This window comes from Mycobacterium fragae (assembly GCF_002102185.1).
GTDB classification, from domain to species: domain Bacteria; phylum Actinomycetota; class Actinomycetes; order Mycobacteriales; family Mycobacteriaceae; genus Mycobacterium; species Mycobacterium fragae.
The window spans coordinates 49408-66896 of sequence record NZ_LQOW01000014.1 but is presented as its reverse complement, the minus strand read 5'-3'; the positions used below and the strand labels follow the sequence as shown (position 1 = coordinate 66896).

The 17489-nt window shown below is 64.2% G+C and carries 16 protein-coding genes; 7 read left to right on the top strand and 9 right to left on the bottom strand.

Going from position 1 to position 17489, the window contains the following annotated elements; genetic code table 11:
- From AWC06_RS06795 to AWC06_RS06785, 3 genes are all read right to left on the bottom strand, one after another.
- Positions 1-768: a 1-acyl-sn-glycerol-3-phosphate acyltransferase gene (locus AWC06_RS06795; protein WP_085195688.1), complete on the bottom strand. Its 768-nt coding sequence runs from the start codon at positions 766-768 to the stop codon at positions 1-3.
- Positions 768-2639 carry an acyl-CoA synthetase gene (locus tag AWC06_RS06790; RefSeq protein ID WP_372458024.1) on the bottom strand — a complete coding sequence of 624 codons (1872 nt, stop codon included), beginning with the start codon at positions 2637-2639 and terminating at the stop codon, positions 768-770. The genes AWC06_RS06795 and AWC06_RS06790 overlap by 1 nt, the downstream gene beginning before the upstream one ends.
- Positions 2640-2951: 312 nt before the next feature.
- Positions 2952-3620: a TetR/AcrR family transcriptional regulator gene (locus tag AWC06_RS06785; protein WP_085195684.1), complete on the bottom strand. Its 669-nt coding sequence runs from the start codon at positions 3618-3620 to the stop codon at positions 2952-2954.
- A gap of 124 nt (positions 3621-3744) precedes the next feature.
- Here AWC06_RS06785 and AWC06_RS06780 point away from each other — a divergent pair, with 124 nt between their 5' ends.
- From AWC06_RS06780 to alsS, 6 genes are all read left to right on the top strand, one after another.
- A complete protein-coding gene (locus AWC06_RS06780) occupies positions 3745-4875 on the top strand; it encodes a VOC family protein (RefSeq protein ID WP_085195683.1) in 1131 nt (376 codons plus the stop codon).
- Complete coding sequence (locus AWC06_RS06775; RefSeq protein WP_085195681.1) at positions 4872-5810, top strand: fumarylacetoacetate hydrolase family protein; 939 nt, start codon at positions 4872-4874, stop codon at positions 5808-5810. The genes AWC06_RS06780 and AWC06_RS06775 overlap by 4 nt, the downstream gene beginning before the upstream one ends.
- Positions 5807-7381: a bifunctional 3-(3-hydroxy-phenyl)propionate/3-hydroxycinnamic acid hydroxylase MhpA gene (mhpA, locus tag AWC06_RS06770; RefSeq protein WP_085195679.1), complete on the top strand. Its 1575-nt coding sequence runs from the start codon at positions 5807-5809 to the stop codon at positions 7379-7381. The genes AWC06_RS06775 and mhpA overlap by 4 nt, the downstream gene beginning before the upstream one ends.
- Positions 7382-7479: 98 nt before the next feature.
- The gene (locus AWC06_RS06765) at positions 7480-8358 is read left to right on the top strand and encodes an enoyl-CoA hydratase/isomerase family protein (protein ID WP_169715308.1); all 879 of its coding nucleotides are present in this window, start codon (positions 7480-7482) and stop codon (positions 8356-8358) included.
- Between the two features lies 1 nt (position 8359).
- A complete protein-coding gene (gene budA, locus AWC06_RS06760) occupies positions 8360-9118 on the top strand; it encodes an acetolactate decarboxylase (RefSeq protein ID WP_085195675.1) in 759 nt (252 codons plus the stop codon).
- Positions 9119-9120: 2 nt separating this feature from the next.
- On the top strand, positions 9121-10791 hold the full coding sequence (gene alsS / locus AWC06_RS06755; protein ID WP_085195673.1) for an acetolactate synthase AlsS: 1671 nt from the start codon (positions 9121-9123) through the stop codon (positions 10789-10791).
- A gap of 32 nt (positions 10792-10823) precedes the next feature.
- Here alsS and AWC06_RS06750 read toward each other — a convergent pair whose 3' ends face one another.
- The 5 genes from AWC06_RS06750 to hisN all read right to left on the bottom strand — a co-directional run bounded on the left by AWC06_RS06750 (position 10824) and on the right by hisN (position 16044).
- Positions 10824-11237 carry an EVE domain-containing protein gene (locus AWC06_RS06750; RefSeq protein ID WP_085195671.1) on the bottom strand — a complete coding sequence of 138 codons (414 nt, stop codon included), beginning with the start codon at positions 11235-11237 and terminating at the stop codon, positions 10824-10826.
- Between the two features lie 208 nt (positions 11238-11445).
- Positions 11446-12654: an acyl-CoA dehydrogenase family protein gene (locus AWC06_RS06745; protein ID WP_085195669.1), complete on the bottom strand. Its 1209-nt coding sequence runs from the start codon at positions 12652-12654 to the stop codon at positions 11446-11448.
- Between the two features lie 27 nt (positions 12655-12681).
- On the bottom strand, positions 12682-14070 hold the full coding sequence (locus AWC06_RS06740; protein ID WP_085195667.1) for an acyl-CoA dehydrogenase family protein: 1389 nt from the start codon (positions 14068-14070) through the stop codon (positions 12682-12684).
- A gap of 79 nt (positions 14071-14149) precedes the next feature.
- Positions 14150-15238, bottom strand: a complete 1089-nt coding sequence (gene amrS / locus AWC06_RS06735; protein WP_085195665.1) for an AmmeMemoRadiSam system radical SAM enzyme — start codon at positions 15236-15238, stop codon at positions 14150-14152.
- 23 nt (positions 15239-15261) lie between these two features.
- On the bottom strand, positions 15262-16044 hold the full coding sequence (gene hisN / locus AWC06_RS06730; RefSeq protein ID WP_085195663.1) for a histidinol-phosphatase: 783 nt from the start codon (positions 16042-16044) through the stop codon (positions 15262-15264).
- Between the two features lie 76 nt (positions 16045-16120).
- On the opposite strand from hisN, the gene AWC06_RS06725 reads away from it, so the two are divergent.
- Positions 16121-16450: a hypothetical protein gene (locus tag AWC06_RS06725; RefSeq protein WP_085195662.1), complete on the top strand. Its 330-nt coding sequence runs from the start codon at positions 16121-16123 to the stop codon at positions 16448-16450.
- Here the strand turns inward: AWC06_RS06725 and AWC06_RS06720 are convergent.
- A complete protein-coding gene (locus AWC06_RS06720) occupies positions 16344-17480 on the bottom strand; it encodes a tellurite resistance/C4-dicarboxylate transporter family protein (RefSeq protein WP_085195660.1) in 1137 nt (378 codons plus the stop codon). The genes AWC06_RS06725 and AWC06_RS06720 overlap by 107 nt on opposite strands.
- Positions 17481-17489 lie beyond the last annotated feature (9 nt).

Sequence of the window (17489 nt, the reverse complement as noted above, 5' to 3'; positions counted from 1 at the left end):
TCAGCCCAGAACGGGCGTGCGATCAATGACGAGTTCGTCCAGGCGCGTTTGCATCGCCGTTTCGACGCGGCGAGCGAACTTCTCGGCAGATTCATCCGGGTCGGGATACATGGCCGGCAGCACGGCGGTCTGTAGCTTCGTCGGGAGCGGGACGTAGGGCAGCATGCCGACGATGCCGACATTGAGGCCCCAGGGCATCGACACACTTACTGGCAGCGCCTTGACCCGCAAGAAACGAGGTAATTGCAACGCCCGGGCAAGGCGACGGCCGTCGGAGATCACAAACAGCGATTCACCGGCACCGGCGGTGACGATCGGGACGATCGGTACGTCGTTTTCGACGGCCAAGCGGGCGAATCCGTAGCGTCCGTGAAAGCTCACCCGGTTTCTATCTGCCCATGCTTTCGCCGCGTCCACGTCACCGCCCGGGAAGACCAGCACGTTGTTTCCGGCGGCGAACGCTTTTTCGGCTGACTCACACGAAGCCGGCTGCCCACCCATCGCTTCGGCGATCTTGCCGGCACCGACCTTCCATGCGACCTGGTGAACCAATGCCGTGGTGGGCCGCTTGAACCCGACGGCGCGCTGCACGGCGAACATCACCAAGACATTGAGATCGACCAGTCCGCCGAACCCGTGATTGCCGACCAGCAGCGCCGGTTCGGGCATATCGCCGTCGAGATAAATATCGTGGCGGTGATAGACCCGCAGATAGGTCTCGAGGCCGGTACGCACTAGCGAGCTAAGGGACGACGACAAATCGGCCATCATCGCACCTTGATGTCGTAGGCGATGGCGTAGCGGTCGAGCATGGCGCGCACCGATTCCACATCGGCAGACGGGCCCAAGCTGACGGTGACGCCAACGGTGCCGTCGTCGACCGTCGCATCGACCTCGTGAATCCCTGGGCGATCGGCAAGGGCGGCCTGAATCTCGACGCGTGTGGCGTCGGCCCGCAGCGGCAGCTTGTACGTTTTGCCTACTGCGGTCATCGGGATGGTGTCGATGACGCTGACGGACTTCGGCGCCGCCGCAGGTTCGAGGACCAGCTCGGCGGCCCACCGTCGCAACTCGTCACCGCTGACCGTGGAGCCCGCACGCAGCGTCACGTACGCGACAGGCACCTCGCCGGCGTGCGCGTCAGGCCGGCCGACGGCCGCGGCATCCGTCACATCGGGATGCGCGAGCAATACATCTTCGATCATAGCCGGGTCGATGTTGTGGCCGCCGCGGATGATGAGATCTTTTGCGCGGCCGGTTAGATGTACAAAATCGTCATCGTCGATCCACGCCAGGTCACCGGTGTCCAACCAGCCGTCGACCAACTTTCCTTTGCCGTCCAGCGCATAGCCGCCTGTGTCATGGCCGATGACATAACCCGGGAACACCGTCGGCCCGCTGATGACCAAATTGCCGACCCTACCGCGCGGCAGGTCATGCCGCGTGCCATCGTCGTCGATACGAACCGCTTTTAGCTGCTGGTAGGGCAGGCGTTGGCCGACCGAGCCGGGACGGGGGTGGTCGGGAAAGCTGCGCACGCTGGCACACGTCGCCTCGGTCAACCCGTAGCCCTCGACGAGGCTGATGCCGGTGTGTGATTCGAAGCCCTTGCGCACGGCGTCCGGTAGCGCCGACGCCCCGACAATGGCTAGCCGCATGCTGGAGATGTCGGCGTCGACGGGCCATTGGGCCAGCACCGAGTACACGGTTGGCACTGCGCTCATCGTCGAAATACGATAGCGTTCAACAATTTTCCAGAAGTTGCGGTACAGCGCCATGTCGCGGTAGCCCAGCGGCCCGGCCCAGACCAGGTGCTGTCCGCGCAGCAGCGGTGCCAGGGTGGTGACCACGAGCGCATTGACGTGAAACAACGGCAGCCCCGCGAACACCACCGAGTCCTCGTCGAGCAATGAGTTAGCGGCAATCATCCACGCGTCGGTCACCTCGTTAGCGTGGGTGTGGGCAGCCAGCTTGGGGGCACCCGTGGTGCCGCCAGTGTGAAACAACGCGGCCAGATCACCTGACTCGGGTGGTTGGCCGGAAAACTTTGCAGCATCGTGCTTCTCGGCGAGCAACGCGAAGTAACCGACGACCGCGCCCGGCAGCTTCGGGGCACCGTTGTCATTTGCGTCAGCACCGGTCGGACGCAGCAACAGGACTGTATCGACCACTCCGGTCTCGACCAAGCTGGACGCGATCTGCCATCCGGTCGGATCCAATTCCGGAGCCGCGGTGATCAGGACACGCGCGTTGGAGCGGTGCACCAGTTGGCTGATGTGCTCGGCCGACAGCGCGCCGTTGATGGGTGCGGCGATGCCGGCGAGCTGGGCCGCCAGCGTGGCGGTGATCAGCTCGTCGCAGTTGGGCGCGATCAGGGCGACGGCGCTGTCACGCTGTATGCCTAAGTCGCGCAGCATGTTCGCCGTCTTGTGGACATCGCCGAGAAGTTGCGCGAACGTGCGCTGCGCCGGCCGTTGCCAGCGTTCGCCGTCGGGTAGCACGCTCACGGCGATTCGGTCAGGCCAGCAGCTGGCCGCGCGGACCAGCATCTCATAGGTCGAGACCGGCAGACCGCGCTCGGCGAGCGGAACCTCTTCGATCGCGCGTATGTCGGCGGGGCTGACATAGCGCGGCCACATCAGGTCGGCGTTGACGCCTGCCTCACGGTGTCGTGCTGTGCGCTGGTAGGCGCCGACCCCATCGCCCATCTCATGCCTTTCTTATTGACTGACGAAATCGTCACATACGACGGCACGCTCAGTCAAGCGTTTTTGACGAAATCCTCAAAAGTGACCGAATCGGCGAGAATGTGGTGGAGCGGATGGTGCTCGAGGCCATCGGACTTTGTGTGGATCGGCTAGGGGTTCTTTACGCGCGGCGCCGGGGCCGCGAAGACTCGATGACCGAGCTGCGCCCGCACGGGCGCACGGTCAAGCCGTGGGGTTCCGACTTCACGCGGCTGAGTCGGGCCGCGTCAGGCCATCGATCTCTGGGAGGGGCCGTCGGCAGATTTTGTCGGCCTCGTTTGCGCGAAGCCCGAACAATCGCAGCACATTGGCGGTCACCTGATCGGTGGCGAGCGCGTCGTCCCGCGAGTGTTCGTCGTGCAGCAGTTGGCCAAGACCCATCAGTGCACCGCCGGCGACGGCCAAAGCCAAGCGGGGGTCCTCGACGCGGAATCGGCCCGCCTCAACGGCATCGGTGATATCCCGCAACGCGCGGGGTGCCAGGCCGCGATCGGAGGACATCAGTGATAGTCCGTTTACCAGCAGCACCTTGCTCTCGTCAGGGCGACGCCGAAAGAACCGGCCGGTGAGCCGAAAGCTGCATGCGAACTTCTCGGCCGGGTCGTCCAGGTCCGCGGTGAGCTGGTCCAGCAGTGCACCGTGGGCATCGAGCACCTCGGCGACGGCCGCCTCGAACAGTTCTTCCTTGCTCTCGAAGTGGTTATAAAACGACCCCATGCCGACGTCGGCGGCCTGGGTGATCTCCAGGATCGGCACGTTGAGCTTGCCTGAGGCGATGAATGCCTGCGCCGCCCGGATCAACGCGGCGCGCGTGCGCTGCTTGCGGCGCTCCAAACGATTCGGTGTATCGCCTTGGGCCAGGTCTGCTGTCACGTCGGTCTCCTTCCGGTCTGCCCCATCGTAGCCGACTCGGTCACTTTTGAGGATTTCGTCAAAAACCCTTGACTGAGGATAGCATCGTATGTGACGATTTCGTCAGTCAAATAAGGAGTTGGAGATGACCGGCACGGTCGGCGCCCACAATGACCTGCACAGCGAGCAGGGAGCCCGCAAGGGCGAACACCCGGGACGCTCAGCAAACCCGCTGATCAAGGTCGTCGACCTCGCGTGGCTGGAGTTCCAGAAGCCGGACCTGGTTCGCGCCGAGGCGTTCGCCCACGCCTTTGGCTTCACGACGGTGTTGCGCACCGGCAATGAGCTGCAGTTGCGTGGCACCGACGTGGGTGCGCCGTGCGTTCTGATCCGCCGGGGTCCCCGGTCGCAGTTTGTCGGCATGGCGTTCAAGGCTGCCGACGAGGCCGATGTGCAGCGGCTGGCCAAGGCCACCGGTGCTCCTACGCGGGCGTTGCCCGCGACCATCGGCGGCATCACGGTCGATCTCGTCGATCCGAGCGGTATCCCGGTCCGTGTCATTGCCGGCACCCACCAACTCGAGGCTCTCCCGGCTCAGACGCCGCATACCTTTAACTTCGGACACGAGCTGCGCCGCGCCAACGCCATGCAGCGCCCGCTTCGCGAGCCCGCGCGGGTGCAACGGCTCGGACATGTGGTGTTGCAGACGACGAAGTATCGGGAAGCGCTGGACTGGTATTTGGACCACCTGGGGATGATCGTCAGCGACTTCCTGTTCTTCCCCGGTCAGCGCGACCGCGGGCCGACGATGAGTTTCATTCGCTGCGACCGCGGCCAGACTCCCGCCGACCATCACACTCTCGCGATGGCGCTGGGGCCGAGCAACCGCTACGTGCACTCGGCGTATCAAGTCTGTGACCTCGACACCCTAGCCGCAGGCGGTGAGTATCTGAAAGACCGTGGCTACCAACGGTCTTGGGGGATCGGCCGCCACATCCAGGGCAGCCAGATCTTCGACTACTGGCGCGACCCAGATGGTTTCTTGGTGGAGCACTTCAGCGACGGCGACATGTTCGATTGCACGCTGGAGCCGGGCTGGGCGCCGTTCACCGCCTCTGGCCTGGCGCAGTGGGGGCCTCCCGTCAGCAAGGACTTCCTCGGCACCAATCCCAAAGTCCTACCGCACGAGGCGCGCTCGATGATCAGCGCGCTTCGCCACCGCAACGAATTTGATATCCATCGTCTGATCGGCCTGATGAAAGTAGCCACCTCATGACCATCTCGATCCTGCGCACCGCCGACGCCTGGTGGGTCCAAACCGCGACCGGCGCCGTCAAAGTCAACACCGACGCCGCCACCACGCGGGAGCTGCTCGCCGACCGTGCGGCCGTCGAGGCGGCGGCATCCAGCTCCGACACCGTGCCAGTCGACAGCCTGAACCTGTTGTCTCCGGTGACGGCGCCGTGCCGGGTGGTGGCGCAGATGACCAACTTTGCCTCGCACGTCGCAGACGCCGGCATGAATCCCAAGTCCATCCCGCTGACGTTCTTCCGCAAGGCGTCTGGTTCGATCACCGGGCCGTTTGATGACATCGTCAAGCCCGACCACGTTCGTTTCCTGGATTACGAGGTGGAGATCGGTCTGGTCATCGGTCGGGAGATGCCCGTAGGTACCGACATCACGGAGGTGAACTTGTCGGAATACGTCGCGGGTTTGGTGGTGACGAACGACGTTTCGGCGCGCGATGTCCAGCTCCCGAAAACCCAGTTCTACGAATCTAAGTCGTATCCGACGTTCACTCCGGTGGGTCCGGCACTGGTACTGATGGAAGCCGGCCATCTGAAGCGTTTCGGCGACTTGCGGCTTCAGCTGCGGGTCAACGGTGAGGTTCGCCAGGACATGCTCGTGGGCGGGGACATGATCTACCCGCCGGTGCAGGCATTGCAGACGCTGGCCCAGTTCCAACGCCTCGATCCGGGCGACTTGGTCTTGACCGGCACTCCAGTCGGCACCGCGCTCAGCGCTCCACCCAAACCAGTGGAGATCATCGCATCGCTGCTGCCGCCCGCGGTCAAATGGAAGGCGTTTTTCAACCGGCAAGCCAAAAACCCAAAGTACTTGCACGATGGCGACGTCGTCGAGACCGCTATCGCGACCGACGATGGCGCCATAGACCTCGGCACACAGCGCAACGTAGTGAGGTATAAGTGAGCAGCCCTAGGCCGGCGTCGGTTCCGGTCGTCATTGTGGGCGCTGGCCCGACCGGCGTCACCGCGGCCACGCTGCTGGCCCAATACGGCATCCAGTGCTTGGTGCTCGAGCGGTACGAAGACGTCTATCCTCAACCGCGCGCGGTTCACGCCGACGACGAAGTCCGCCGCATCCTGGCCCGAGTCGGCATCGATGACGAGTTCGCTGCGATTTCCCGCCCGGCCCTGGGACTTCGGCTACTCGACCCAAAGATGCGGGTACTGGCGGAGTTTCGCCGGGACCCCACAAACAGCGTTCACGGCTACCCGCAGGCGAATATGTTCGACCAGCCAGAGCTGGAAGGGCTGCTGCGCGCCAGCCTCAAGGCCCAGCCACATGCAATGCTCAGGGGCAACGCAGAAGTCACAGACATCGCGCGGACGGATTCAGGACGAGTGCGGGTCAGCTTCACGGACCGCGTCAGCAGCAACGAACACGTCGTCGAGGCCGACTATGTCCTTGGCTGCGACGGAGCCAACAGCGTGGTGCGTTCGGCGATCGGGGCGGCCATGAACGACCTGAGATTCGAGCAGCGCTGGCTGGTGATCGATGTCGACACCGCCGCGCAGCTCGACCAGTGGGAGGGCGTGCACCAAGTCTGCAATCCCGATCGCGCCGCTACCTACATGCGGGTCGGCGATAGGCGCTACCGGTGGGAATTTCAGCTGACGTCAGGAGAGACGGCCGACGACTACCAGACGATCCCCGACGTTCTCCCACTCATCTCTCCGTGGCTCGCCGGTACCCCCGCTGAAGACTTGACGCTGGTGCGTGTCGCCGACTACACGTTCCGGGCCCAAGTGGCCAACCGATGGCGCGACCGCAACGTGTTCATCCTGGGGGACGCTGCGCACCTAACTCCACCGTTCATCGGCCAAGGCATGGCCGCCGGGCTGCGCGACGCAATGAACCTGAGCTGGAAGCTGGCCGGCGTGCTGAGCGGAGACCTTCCCGAGAGGGTGCTGGACACCTACCAGCAGGAGCGAAAACCGCATGTTCGCGCCATGATTCTCGTGGCCATTTCGATGGGGTGGGCGATGACCGCGGGAGGGGATCTGGGCAACTTCGCTCGACGAGTCATAGTGCCCCGGCTACATCACCTGCCGGGCTTTCGGGCCCGAGCGGCCGGCCGCGGCACCCCACCGTTGCGCAAATCCGGGCTGGTGATCAAGACAGGCCATCGACGAGGATTGCCCGGGACGCTGTGCCCGAACCCGGTCGTGGACAATGGCATTCGACTCGACGACTTAGTCGGAAATCGATTCGCGCTGGTAACATCCGCGGCACTGACGGACGGGCAGACCAGTGAACTCCGCAGCCGCGCAGCCGCCGTCGTATCAACCGACCCGGAATCTGAACTCGGTCGTTGGCTGCGGCAAGGCTGTGCTATTGCTGCGATCGTTCGGCCCGACCGCACGGTGATGCGAGCCGGCCGCGACGTCGCCGCGCTGTGTGATGCGGTGCCGTCTTTCTGTCGTGGAGACAGGACGGGCGCGCAGAGCACGATCTCGCAGGAAGAAGGACATCGGTAATGGCCCCGCGCACACGCGATCTGACATTCGACACGCTAACCGTCGAGCAAGACGGCCGAGTCGTCACAGTGCGCATTTGCGCCCCGCCGTACAACTTCATGACGGCGCAGATGCAAAAAGACCTCGACACCCTCACTACGGCCGTCGACGACGACCCGAGCGTTGGCGCGGTCATCGTCACCGGCGGTGTACCCGGGCGCTATATCACCCACTTCGACATCGCGGAAATCTTTGCCGCCAGCGAACACAACGCGCGGCCGCTCTCACAAAAGGCAGCGCGGAACCTCATGCGCGGCATTGATGTGATAGAGGGCCTGCCCGGCGGCGAAAGAGCTTTGGAACGCAGCCCGGTCAGCGGCTTGCTCAACGTCACGCGATTCAACGAGGTGGTGCTGCGGATCATGCGGTCGCCGGCGATTTATATCGCTGCCATCGGCGGACCGTGCGGCGGTGGAGGACTGGAGATGTCGGCCTGCTTCGACGTCCGCCTGGCCGGCGACGACGACTCTGTCGGTTTCATCCTTCCGGAATTGCTCATCGGTCTGACGACGACGGTCGGTGGTCAGCGACTAGCCCAGCTCATCGGGCCGGCTAAAGCGCTGGAGATGATGCTCGAGGGTCGGATGTACTCCGCCCACGAGGCACTCCACATGGGGCTGGTGAATCGCCTGGTACCGGCGGACGACCTGATGGATGAAGCCAAAGTACTCGCTGCTCGCTACGCTCGCCGAAACCGCGAAACCGTTGCGGCACAAAAGAGGATCTTCAACGAAGGCCTACATCTGAGCACCGCGGAAAGCCTGTGGATCGAAGGTGCCTCCAACGCATCCGCCATCCTGTCGGGTCCCGCTCCGAAAGCGCTACGCAAATGGCTCGGCATGCAACATGAGCACAATGGTGACTCCGTATTCCTGACAGACCTCCAGCCGTGGCTCCGTGGCGAAGCGGTCGATCTCAGCGCGGGGGAGGAGACCTGAAATGGCGGACTTCGACCCGTGTGAGACTGACACAACTGGCTTACAGTCTTGGGCCCAGGCGATCTTCCAGACCTCAACCATGGGCGCACTGCTCGATGGTGTGTACGAGGGGAACGTCACGGTCCGCGAGTTGTTGCGCCACGGTGACTTTGGCCTCGGCACCTTCAACCGTCTGGACGGCGAAATGCTGGTGCTCGACGGAGTCTGCTACCAACTGCGCGGCGACGGCAGCGCGGCGATCGCCGATCCTGATGAACTGACCCCGTTCGCAGCGGTGACCTGGTTTCACCCAGACCGGACGATAGACGTCTCGGCTCCGTGTGGCCGGGCGGCGCTCAAAGCGCTCATCGACGAAGCGCTGGAGAGCACGAACCTCATGATCGCCGTTCGCGTTACCGGTCATTTCAGCACGATCCGCACCCGCACCGTCACCGAGCAGCACCCGCCTTACCGGCCATTCACCGAAGCAACCCAGGACCAGAAAGAAGTGACGTTTGCCGACGTGGCCGGGACGCTGGCTGGATTCCGGATGCCCGACTACGAACAGGGCATTTCGGTGGCCGGCTACCACTCTCACTTCATCGACGCCGACCGCCGGCACGGTGGACATACCCTCGACTACCAACTGGTTCGCGGAACCGTCGAGATTGGTGTGCGCTCCGAGCTGCATCTGAGCCTGCAGCGCACCCCTCAGTTCCTCGGCGCCGAATTGAACCAAGCGAATCTGGACAGCCAGATCCGCCAGACCGAGGGCGGCTGAGGATGGGCGAAAACGAAGTGCGCTCGGCGCAGCGGGTCGTTGAGACCTTGCGCGCCTACGGCGTTCGATATGTCTTCGGCGTGCCCGGGGCCAAGATCGACCCGGTCTTTGATGCCCTGCTCGACAGTGATGTCGAACTGGTGGTGTGTCGCCACGAACAGAACGCGGCGTTCACGGCGGCCGCCGTCGGCCGGCTTACCGGCACGCCAGGAGCCGCACTGGTGACCTCCGGGCCAGGTACCACCAATCTCGCCACCGGTTTGATTACCGCGACCACCGAGCAGGATCCGATGATCGCGATCTGCGGTGCTGTTGCTAGGGCCGACCGGCTCAAGCGCACTCATCAGTCGATGGATGCTGTTGCGGCGCTGAAACCGTTCACCAAATACACCGGCGAAGTCAATGACCCTGATAACGTCCCGGAGGCCGTCGCTAACGCGATCCGCGCCGCGACGACCGTGCCGCGCGGTGCCGCCGCAGTGGTCCTGCCCGCCGACGTATCCACCACCCCGACTGGGGCTTCCATCGTGCGGCCAGTAGCGGTGTCATCGCTTGGTGCCGCACCAGCGCAGGCAATTGCTCACGCAGCCAATCTGATACGTGCCGCTATACGTCCGGTGCTGTTCTTGGGTATTCGCGCCGGTGATCCGGCACCATGCGCGGCGTTGAGAGAGCTGCTCGCGGTCACGGACCTGCCAGTGGTGCAGACTTTCCAGGCCGCCGGCGTGGTTTCTCGCGAACTCGAGGATCACTTCGTGGGACGCGTCGGGCTTTTCCGCAACCAACCCGGCGACATCCTGATCAGTGAGGCCGACGTTTTGGTGACCGTCGGTTTCGACCCAGTCGAATACGATCCGCGCTTGTGGAACACCGATCCGACTCGCACGGTCGTTCACGTGGACGAAGTACCAGCGGACATCGACCATTACTACCAGCCAACCGTCGAGTTGCGCGGCGACATCGCCGCGACCTTGACCGAGCTAACGCGGTTGCTATCGGGTCTGCGGTTACCAGAGGCAGCGAGGATCGCTATCGCTGACCAACGTGCGGCACTGCGGCGCATCGACGCGGAAGCAAGGACGCATCCACAAGCGGGGCAGGCATTGAATCCAGCAGCCGTCGTCCTCAAGATTCGTGACTTGGTCGATGATGACGCCACCATCGCCTGCGATGTGGGATCGCACTACATCTATATGGCCCGGCACTTTCGGGCGTATCAGCCACGCCGTCTGCTGTTCTCCGATGGCCAGCAAACCCTCGGTATCGCGCTACCGTGGGCCATGGCCGCTGCGATGGTGCGCCCGGGGACTCAAGTGGTGTCCGTTTCTGGCGACGGCGGATTCCTCTTCAGCGCACAGGAATTGGAGACCGCGACACGCCTTGGCTTAAATTTCACACATATCATCATGCGCGACAACGCTTACGACATGGTCGCGTTCCAGGAGGTGCTCAAGTACGGACGCAGGTCGGGCGTCGAGCTGGGCGACTACGACATCGTTCAGTACGCGGGCGCATTCGGCGCCAAAGGGATCCGGGTGGACAGTATGGAAGCGTTCGAGGACGCGCTCAAACAATCGCTGACTGAATCCGGTGTCACCATCATTGACGTCCCTGTCGACTACAGCCGCAACACCGAACTCTTCGCACAACTGCATGACGGAGTCGTCGAATGAAGCGGCGACCGGCGCGAGAAGACGCAGAAGCGTCAGCCGGTCATCGCCGAGCGGATCACTTCCAGGTCGTGATCGTCGATCTTGAACACCCCGAATCGGAACTTGTAGCCCCATCGAGCCTTGTCCTCGATGAAGTCGAGTTGGTCGATCAGCGGCCGAATCGGCGTCTCGGTGCACTCGAGAAAGTCGACGTTGCGACGCCATGGTTGGAAGTCAGGCGTCATCGTCGTCTGATAGGGCTCGTCATCGGCGACTCGGCCGATCGCGGTGAAGGCCTGCAGCGGCTCGCCGTCGGGGTGGACGGTCTTGGGTGAGTAGAAGATGATCCAGTCACCACGAGCCATCCTGCGCAGCATGTTCGGCTTGCCGTGGTTGGCCTGGGTGAAGCGGCCGCGAACCCCCTCCGCGACATGGTCCCGGCTGACCGTATTGATCCAGTTCGTCATGACCGCATGCTAGGCCGGACGGCCGACACATCTGTGCGCTTGTCGTGGGGCTGTGGATAACGCCGCGCTAGAGCTCCCGGGGGAACTGCGTTCCGGCATGGGGGAATGAAAATTGGCGACGAGTGTGCGGTTTCATACGCGACGCGCCGCTGTTGGCGTACGAAACCGCACAATCGCGACGCTCTAGGGTGGCCGCGCTCGACAAACCTTACTTGAGTTCGGACGACGACAGGCCCAACAGGCGGCGGGCGACCACCAGCTGCTGGATCTGCTGGGTGCCCTCGAAGATGTCCATGATCTTCGAGTCCCGCGCCCACTTCTCGAACAGCGTTTGCTCCGAATAGCCTGTGGTGCCGGTCAGTTCGACGGCCTTGAGCGTGATGTCGCTGGCCACCCGACCGGCCTTCGCCTTGCCCATCGAGGCTTCTTTGGAGTTGGGAATCTTGTTGTCGGCCTGCCACGCCGAGCGGAGCGTCAGCAGATAGCTGGCTTCCCAGTCCGCCTCCATCCGAAGGAATTCGGCCGCTGCGGCACTTTGGGCGTGCCACGGCTTGTCGTAGGAGATTTCCACGCCCGCCTCGGTGAGGACCTTGCGGAGCGACTCCAGCGCGGCACGGGCGACACCAATTGCCATGCCGGCGACCACCGGCCGGGTGTTGTCGAAGGTCTCCATCACCCCGGCAAAGCCTTTCCCCGGTTCGATTTCGGGGTTGCCGAGCAGGTTGTCCTTCGGGATGCGGACGTTGTCGAAGCGGATGACCGCGGTGTCGGAACCCTTGATGCCGAGCTTGTTCTCGAGCCGTTCGACGGTGACACCGGGATGTTCGCGCGGGACGATAAACGATTTGATTGCCGGGCGGCCTTTGGATTTGTCCAGCGTCGCCCACACCACGATGTGGGTGGCTCGCGATCCGGCGGTGACGAAGATCTTTTCGCCGTTGATCACGTACTCGTCGCCGTCGAGCTTGGCGGTGGTGGACACCGCCGCGGAGTCGGATCCGAATTCCGGCTCGGTGATTGCCATTGCCGCCCAGACCTGGCCTAGCCGTTTCAGCTGTTCGTCGGTGGCCACACCGGAGATCGCGGCATTGCCCAGACCTTGATAGGGCATCGAGAGCATCATCGCCGCGTCACCCCAACTGGCCTCGATCGTTTGCAGGACTGCAGCCATGTTGGCGCCGTTGCGGTTTTCTTCGTTGCCGCCGCTGTCGCGGAACGCCTCGGCTCCACTGAGCCCCAATGTGTTTGACTCGGCCGCTCCCATGAACAGGCTGGCCAACGTGTCGAGCTCCACCGGATAGGCGTGCTCGTTCTGGTCGTATTTGCGTGCAATCGGCCGCATCATTTCGGCAGCACCTTGATGCGCCTTGTCGATGACGGAATGCATTTTCTTGGGGAGTTCCAAATTGATTGCCATCGCAGGTCTTTCGGTTGACGGAGAAACTCAGATGACGACAACACCCTCGGCGACACCGATGGCCCGCAGGTCGCGGTACCAACGCTCGACCGGGTGTTCCTTGGTGTAGCCGTGGCCGCCGAGTAGTTGCACGCCGTCCAGGCCGATCTGCATGCCCTTGTCGGTGGCCAGTCGCTTGGCAAGTGCGGCCTCGCGGGTGAACGGCAGGCCCTGCTCGGCGCGGGCGGCGCCGCGCCAGGTGATCAACCGCATCCCGTCGAATTCGATGGCGATGTTGGCGCACATGAATGCCACCGACTGCCGGTGGGCGATTGGCTCGCCGAACGCGTGGCGTTCCTTGACGTAGGGCACGACGTAGTCGAGCACCGCGTGCGACGTGCCGACCGCGAGCGCAGCCCAACCAAGCCGGGACAGCGCGATTGCCTCGGAGTAGTCGGCGTCGCCGGCGTCGTCCTCGCCCAGACGGGCGCCGACCGGAACCGATACGTTGTCCAACTCGACCTGCCCCAGCGCCGCGGCCCGAATTCCCATGCTCGGGTCGGGTTTGACGGTCAGGCCCTGCGTCGACGACTCGACGATGAACATCGCTGGCTTGCCGTTCAGCTGGGCGGCGACGATGAACAGTTCGGCGTCGGCCGCGGCGGGGACCAACGACTTCACCCCGTCGAGCCGGTAGCCGCTCGGTGTCCGCACGGCGGTGGTCTTCAGGTTGGTCGGATCGAACAACGGCTGCGGCTCGGCGATCGCCACGCAGGCCTGCGGGACGTTGTCGCCGGCGAACTCCTTGAGGTAGGTGGCTTGCTGATCGGCGCTGCCCCAGTGGGTGAGCGCCGCGGCGACCCCGGCGGGGGCGACGATCGGCAGCGCCAACCCCATGTCGCCGTATGCCAGCGCCTCGGCCACCAGCACATTCGTCACGCTGGAGCGCTGCGCGGCGATGCCCTCGAAGTCTTCGGGGACGTTCACCGCGGTGATGCCCAACTCGGCCGCCTTTGCGATCAGGTCGCGGGGGCAGGTCGCTGCTTCGTCGGCGTCGTGCGCGGCGGGTCGCAAAATCTCTTCGGCGAATTGCTCGACGGTTTCGACGATGAGCTTTTGGTCCTCGTCGGGCGTCAGGTCGAAGTAGTCCTTGCCGCTGGCCTTCAGCCGGGTCGGCCCGCCGCGAAGCCCCTGGACCTTCTTGAATTGCCGGTTGGTCGCACCGGCGGCGGAGAACATCGTCTTGACCCCGTAGCGCAACGTCCGGTTGAGCGGATCGCGCAGGTGGTATTTGTCCAAGAAGTCCTGGCCGACGATCGGGGTGAGCAGCGCAAGGCTGATGTCGATCCCGGTTCGCTTGTGCTTGTGCTCACCAATGCCGGTCTTTCGGCCGCTCCGCTTGGGGCGTCCATTGGTGGCGGGGACGGTGTTGGTCATGTCAGCAGCCTCGGTCGTTGGGCTTGTGCGATACCGGCGATCTTACTCCGGAGTAAGATAGACGCACCTGTTAAATACTTCACACCCTCGAGAAGCTGGTCAGCAGGGGAAGTCGCCGCGGGCCCCAGTGCCCGACCGGGCCGTCGTACACACCGGCCAGCCGAAAACCGCAGTCCCGGCAGTGGCCGTCATCGGTCAGCGCGTAGTGCCGCATCGCATACCAGTCCCGGACGACAACGGCGGTTCCGCAGCTGGGACATAACGTGCTGCCGCCGGCGGGGTCGTGCACGTTGCCGGTATAGACGAAGCGCAGGCCTTCGTCGATGGCGATCCGGCGGGCCCGCGTCAGCGTGGCGGGCGGTGTCGGCGGTGTTTCCAGCATTTTGTAGTCGGGGTGGAACGCGGTGAAATGCACCGGCACGTCGACGCCGAGGTTGTCGCGGATCCACGCGCATTCGGCGGCGATCTCGGTGTCGCTGTCGTTACGCCCGGGAATCAGCAGGGTGGTGATCTCCACCCACACATCGGTCTCGTGGCATAGGTAGACCAGGGTGTCGAGCACGTCGGCCAAATGCCCGACGCAGACCTTGCGGTAGAACTCTTCGGTGAACGCCTTCAGGTCGACGTTGGCCGCGTCGATGTACCGGTAGAACTCCGCGCGGGGCTGCGGACACATGTAGCCGGCCGTCACCGCGATTGCCTTGATACCCCGTTGGTGGCAGGCCTCTGCGGCATCGGCGGCGTACTCCCAGAAGATGGTCGGGTCGTTGTAAGTGAAAGCCACGCTGCGGCAACCCAATTCGTCGGCCACCCGTGCGATGTCGGCTGGCGTGGCGTGGCTGGCAAGGGTATCAACCTCGCGGGATTTGGAGATGTCCCAGTTCTGGCAGAATTTGCAGGCCAGGTTGCAGCCCGCGGTGCCGAACGACAGCACGGCCGAGCCCGGCAGGAAATGGTTGAGCGGCTTCTTCTCGACGGGGTCGACGCAGAATCCACTGGAGCGCCCGTAACTGGTCAGCACGATTTGGTCGTCGACGCGGGCGCGCACGAAGCACAGGCCGCGCTGACCCTCGTGCAGCTTGCAGGCGCGCGGGCATACGTCGCACTGGATGCGGCCGTCATCGAGGCGGTGCCAGTGTTTCGTCGGGATGGTGAACGGATCACTCATAACGGACGCTCTCGACGTTTAGGCTACGCCCGCAGTCGGCTCAGTACCTGGTCGTGGAGTAGGCCGTTGGTCGCCACCACGCTGCCGCCGTGCGGCCCGGTGGTGCCCTCCAGGCTGGTGAATGCGCCGCCGGCTTCGCGCACCAGGATGTCCAGCGGCGCCAGATCCCATACCGACACCTCGGGTTCGGCGGCGATGTCGACGGCTCCCTCGGCGACCAAGCAGTATGACCAGAAGTCGCCGTATGCCCGTACTCGCCACACGGTGTCGGTCAATTCGAGGAATCGTTTCCGAAGACCTCGCTCGGCCCACCCGGACAGGCTGGAGAACGACAGGCTGGCCGAATCCAATTGCGCCACAGTGGAAACCGTGAGCCGACGGGCGGGGGAGTGGCCGACTGTTGCGAATGCACCTGCGCCCGCGGCTGCCCACCACCGCCGCTGCAGCGCGGGCGCACTGACAACTCCGACGGTCGGGACGCCGTCGTCGAGCAATGCGATCAGGCTCGCCCACACCGGCACGCCGCGCACGAAGTTCTTGGTGCCGTCGATCGGGTCGATGATCCATTGGCGGCCAGCGAAAGTCGTTGGCCCGCCGAACTCCTCACCGAGAATGCTGTCGCCGGGCCGGGCTTGCGCCAGCGCCGCACGCAACCCGGTTTCGACCGCCCGGTCCGCGTCGCTCACCGGCGTCAGGTCGGGTTTGGTGTCGACCTGCAGGTCCAGTGCCCCGAAACGGGCCAACGTCACCGCGTCGGCCTGGTCGGCCAAGTCCAACGCCACGGCGAGATCATCGGCCTGGGTCATTGGCGCCGCTCCTCCTCATCGCTGCGCTCTGCATCGTCGTCGGCGCGGGTCATCTGTGCAGTCCTACCATGGTCAGATGGGTTGGGAAATCGGTGTGGTGTTGTTACTGGCCGCGACGCTCGTGGTATTCCTGGCGCCGCGGTTCCTCCGTGGCCCACGCGCAGACGCGCTGAACGGCACGCTGCTGATCACCGGCGTCAGCCCACGCCCCGATGCCACCGGCGAGCAGTACGTCACCATCACCGGTGTCATCAACGGGCCAACCGTCAACGAGCACACCGTCTATCAGCGCATGGCCGTCAATGTCGACGACTGGCCGTCGATGGGTCAGCTGCTGCCGGTGCTGTACTCGCAGAGAAATCCGGACAACTGGAGTTTCGCGCCGCCGGAGTCATCCGCCGGTTAGCTACCCCGGCGAAGCCGAGCGTGGTGACCAGGTGGTGCAGCATCGCGAAAAACGTGATGACCCAGGCCGCCAGCGCGATCCAGGCTTCGTCAGCGCCGAGATGTTGCACGATCGGCAGGTGGTCGGCCTTGCCCAGATAGTCCCCGCCGACCGCGTACATCCCGAGCGGGAACACCACGCTCCACATCGTTGCCTCGTAGCGCAGCGGGATGCGATGGATCACGTGCTTCCAGATGCCCGCGCCGATCAGCGGCGGTATCAACCATGTCCCGAAGGCCCAGAACACCACCGAGGTTCCCGCGACCAGCCCGCGGGTTGCGTCGACCATCGGTGCATGCGCCATCTCCACGATCCGCGCGCCGGCGACCACGGTTATCGCGGTGGCGCCCATGGACACCCAGTAAGGCGGGCTGAGATCCTCCGGCCGGAACCCGAAGAGCAGAATCCGCGCACCGACAAAGATGCCGGCGGCTGCGTAGAGAAACACGCCGACCGCCCAGGAGAACACCGCCAGCAGCGCCAGCTCGCGCCGCCCGGTTTCCAGTTCCGGTTCCAGCGCGGCAGCGAGCACCGCAACCGATTGGCTGGCGACCACCCAGATGAACCAGGTGCCGTTCGCGTGCTGCAAGACCGGCCGATGCGTGGTGCGGACTACCGCGGTCCACGGCACCACATAGCCCAAAATCAGCCAGGCCAGCCAGCCGACCAGCAGCAGCGCGGACGCGATCCGGTAATGGGTGTCGACGGCCAGTCGGGTCCCCAGCACATCGGCGGCGGCGACGAAGGTGAACGACCCGAATGCGCGGCGTGGGTCTTTGAGGTCTGCGATGAAGTTCGCTCTGAAGGCGATGATCTTTCCCGCGGTCGCAACGATCAGAACGGCGAAGGCGGCGAAGCCCAGCCACAGCAGCCCCACCGATAGGGGATAGAGGCCGTGGTTGTGCATACCGATCGACACGATGCCGGTTGCCATCACCAGAGCGAAATAGCCGGGATGCAACGTGCGCACCGCTTCGCGGACGCCGGTCATTCCGGCCGT

Bases quoted from the DNA above. Each gene is read 5' to 3' on its own strand.
- AWC06_RS06795 (WP_085195688.1), bottom strand. From the start codon at position 768: ATGGCCGATTTGTCGTCGTCCCTTAGCTCGCTAGTGCGTACCGGCCTC.
- AWC06_RS06790 (WP_372458024.1), bottom strand. From the start codon at position 2,639: ATGTGGCCGCGCTATGTCAGCCCCGCCGACATACGCGCGATCGAAGAG.
- AWC06_RS06780 (WP_085195683.1), top strand. From the start codon at position 3,745: ATGACCGGCACGGTCGGCGCCCACAATGACCTGCACAGCGAGCAGGGA.
- AWC06_RS06775 (WP_085195681.1), top strand. From the start codon at position 4,872: ATGACCATCTCGATCCTGCGCACCGCCGACGCCTGGTGGGTCCAAACC.
- AWC06_RS06765 (WP_169715308.1), top strand. From the start codon at position 7,480: ATGACGGCGCAGATGCAAAAAGACCTCGACACCCTCACTACGGCCGTC.
- budA (WP_085195675.1), top strand. From the start codon at position 8,360: ATGGCGGACTTCGACCCGTGTGAGACTGACACAACTGGCTTACAGTCT.
- alsS (WP_085195673.1), top strand. From the start codon at position 9,121: ATGGGCGAAAACGAAGTGCGCTCGGCGCAGCGGGTCGTTGAGACCTTG.
- AWC06_RS06750 (WP_085195671.1), bottom strand. From the start codon at position 11,237: ATGACGAACTGGATCAATACGGTCAGCCGGGACCATGTCGCGGAGGGG.
- AWC06_RS06745 (WP_085195669.1), bottom strand. From the start codon at position 12,654: ATGGCAATCAATTTGGAACTCCCCAAGAAAATGCATTCCGTCATCGAC.
- AWC06_RS06740 (WP_085195667.1), bottom strand. From the start codon at position 14,070: ATGACCAACACCGTCCCCGCCACCAATGGACGCCCCAAGCGGAGCGGC.
- amrS (WP_085195665.1), bottom strand. From the start codon at position 15,238: ATGAGTGATCCGTTCACCATCCCGACGAAACACTGGCACCGCCTCGAT.
- hisN (WP_085195663.1), bottom strand. From the start codon at position 16,044: ATGACCCAGGCCGATGATCTCGCCGTGGCGTTGGACTTGGCCGACCAG.
- AWC06_RS06725 (WP_085195662.1), top strand. From the start codon at position 16,121: ATGGGTTGGGAAATCGGTGTGGTGTTGTTACTGGCCGCGACGCTCGTG.
- AWC06_RS06720 (WP_085195660.1), bottom strand. From the start codon at position 17,480: ATGACCGGCGTCCGCGAAGCGGTGCGCACGTTGCATCCCGGCTATTTC.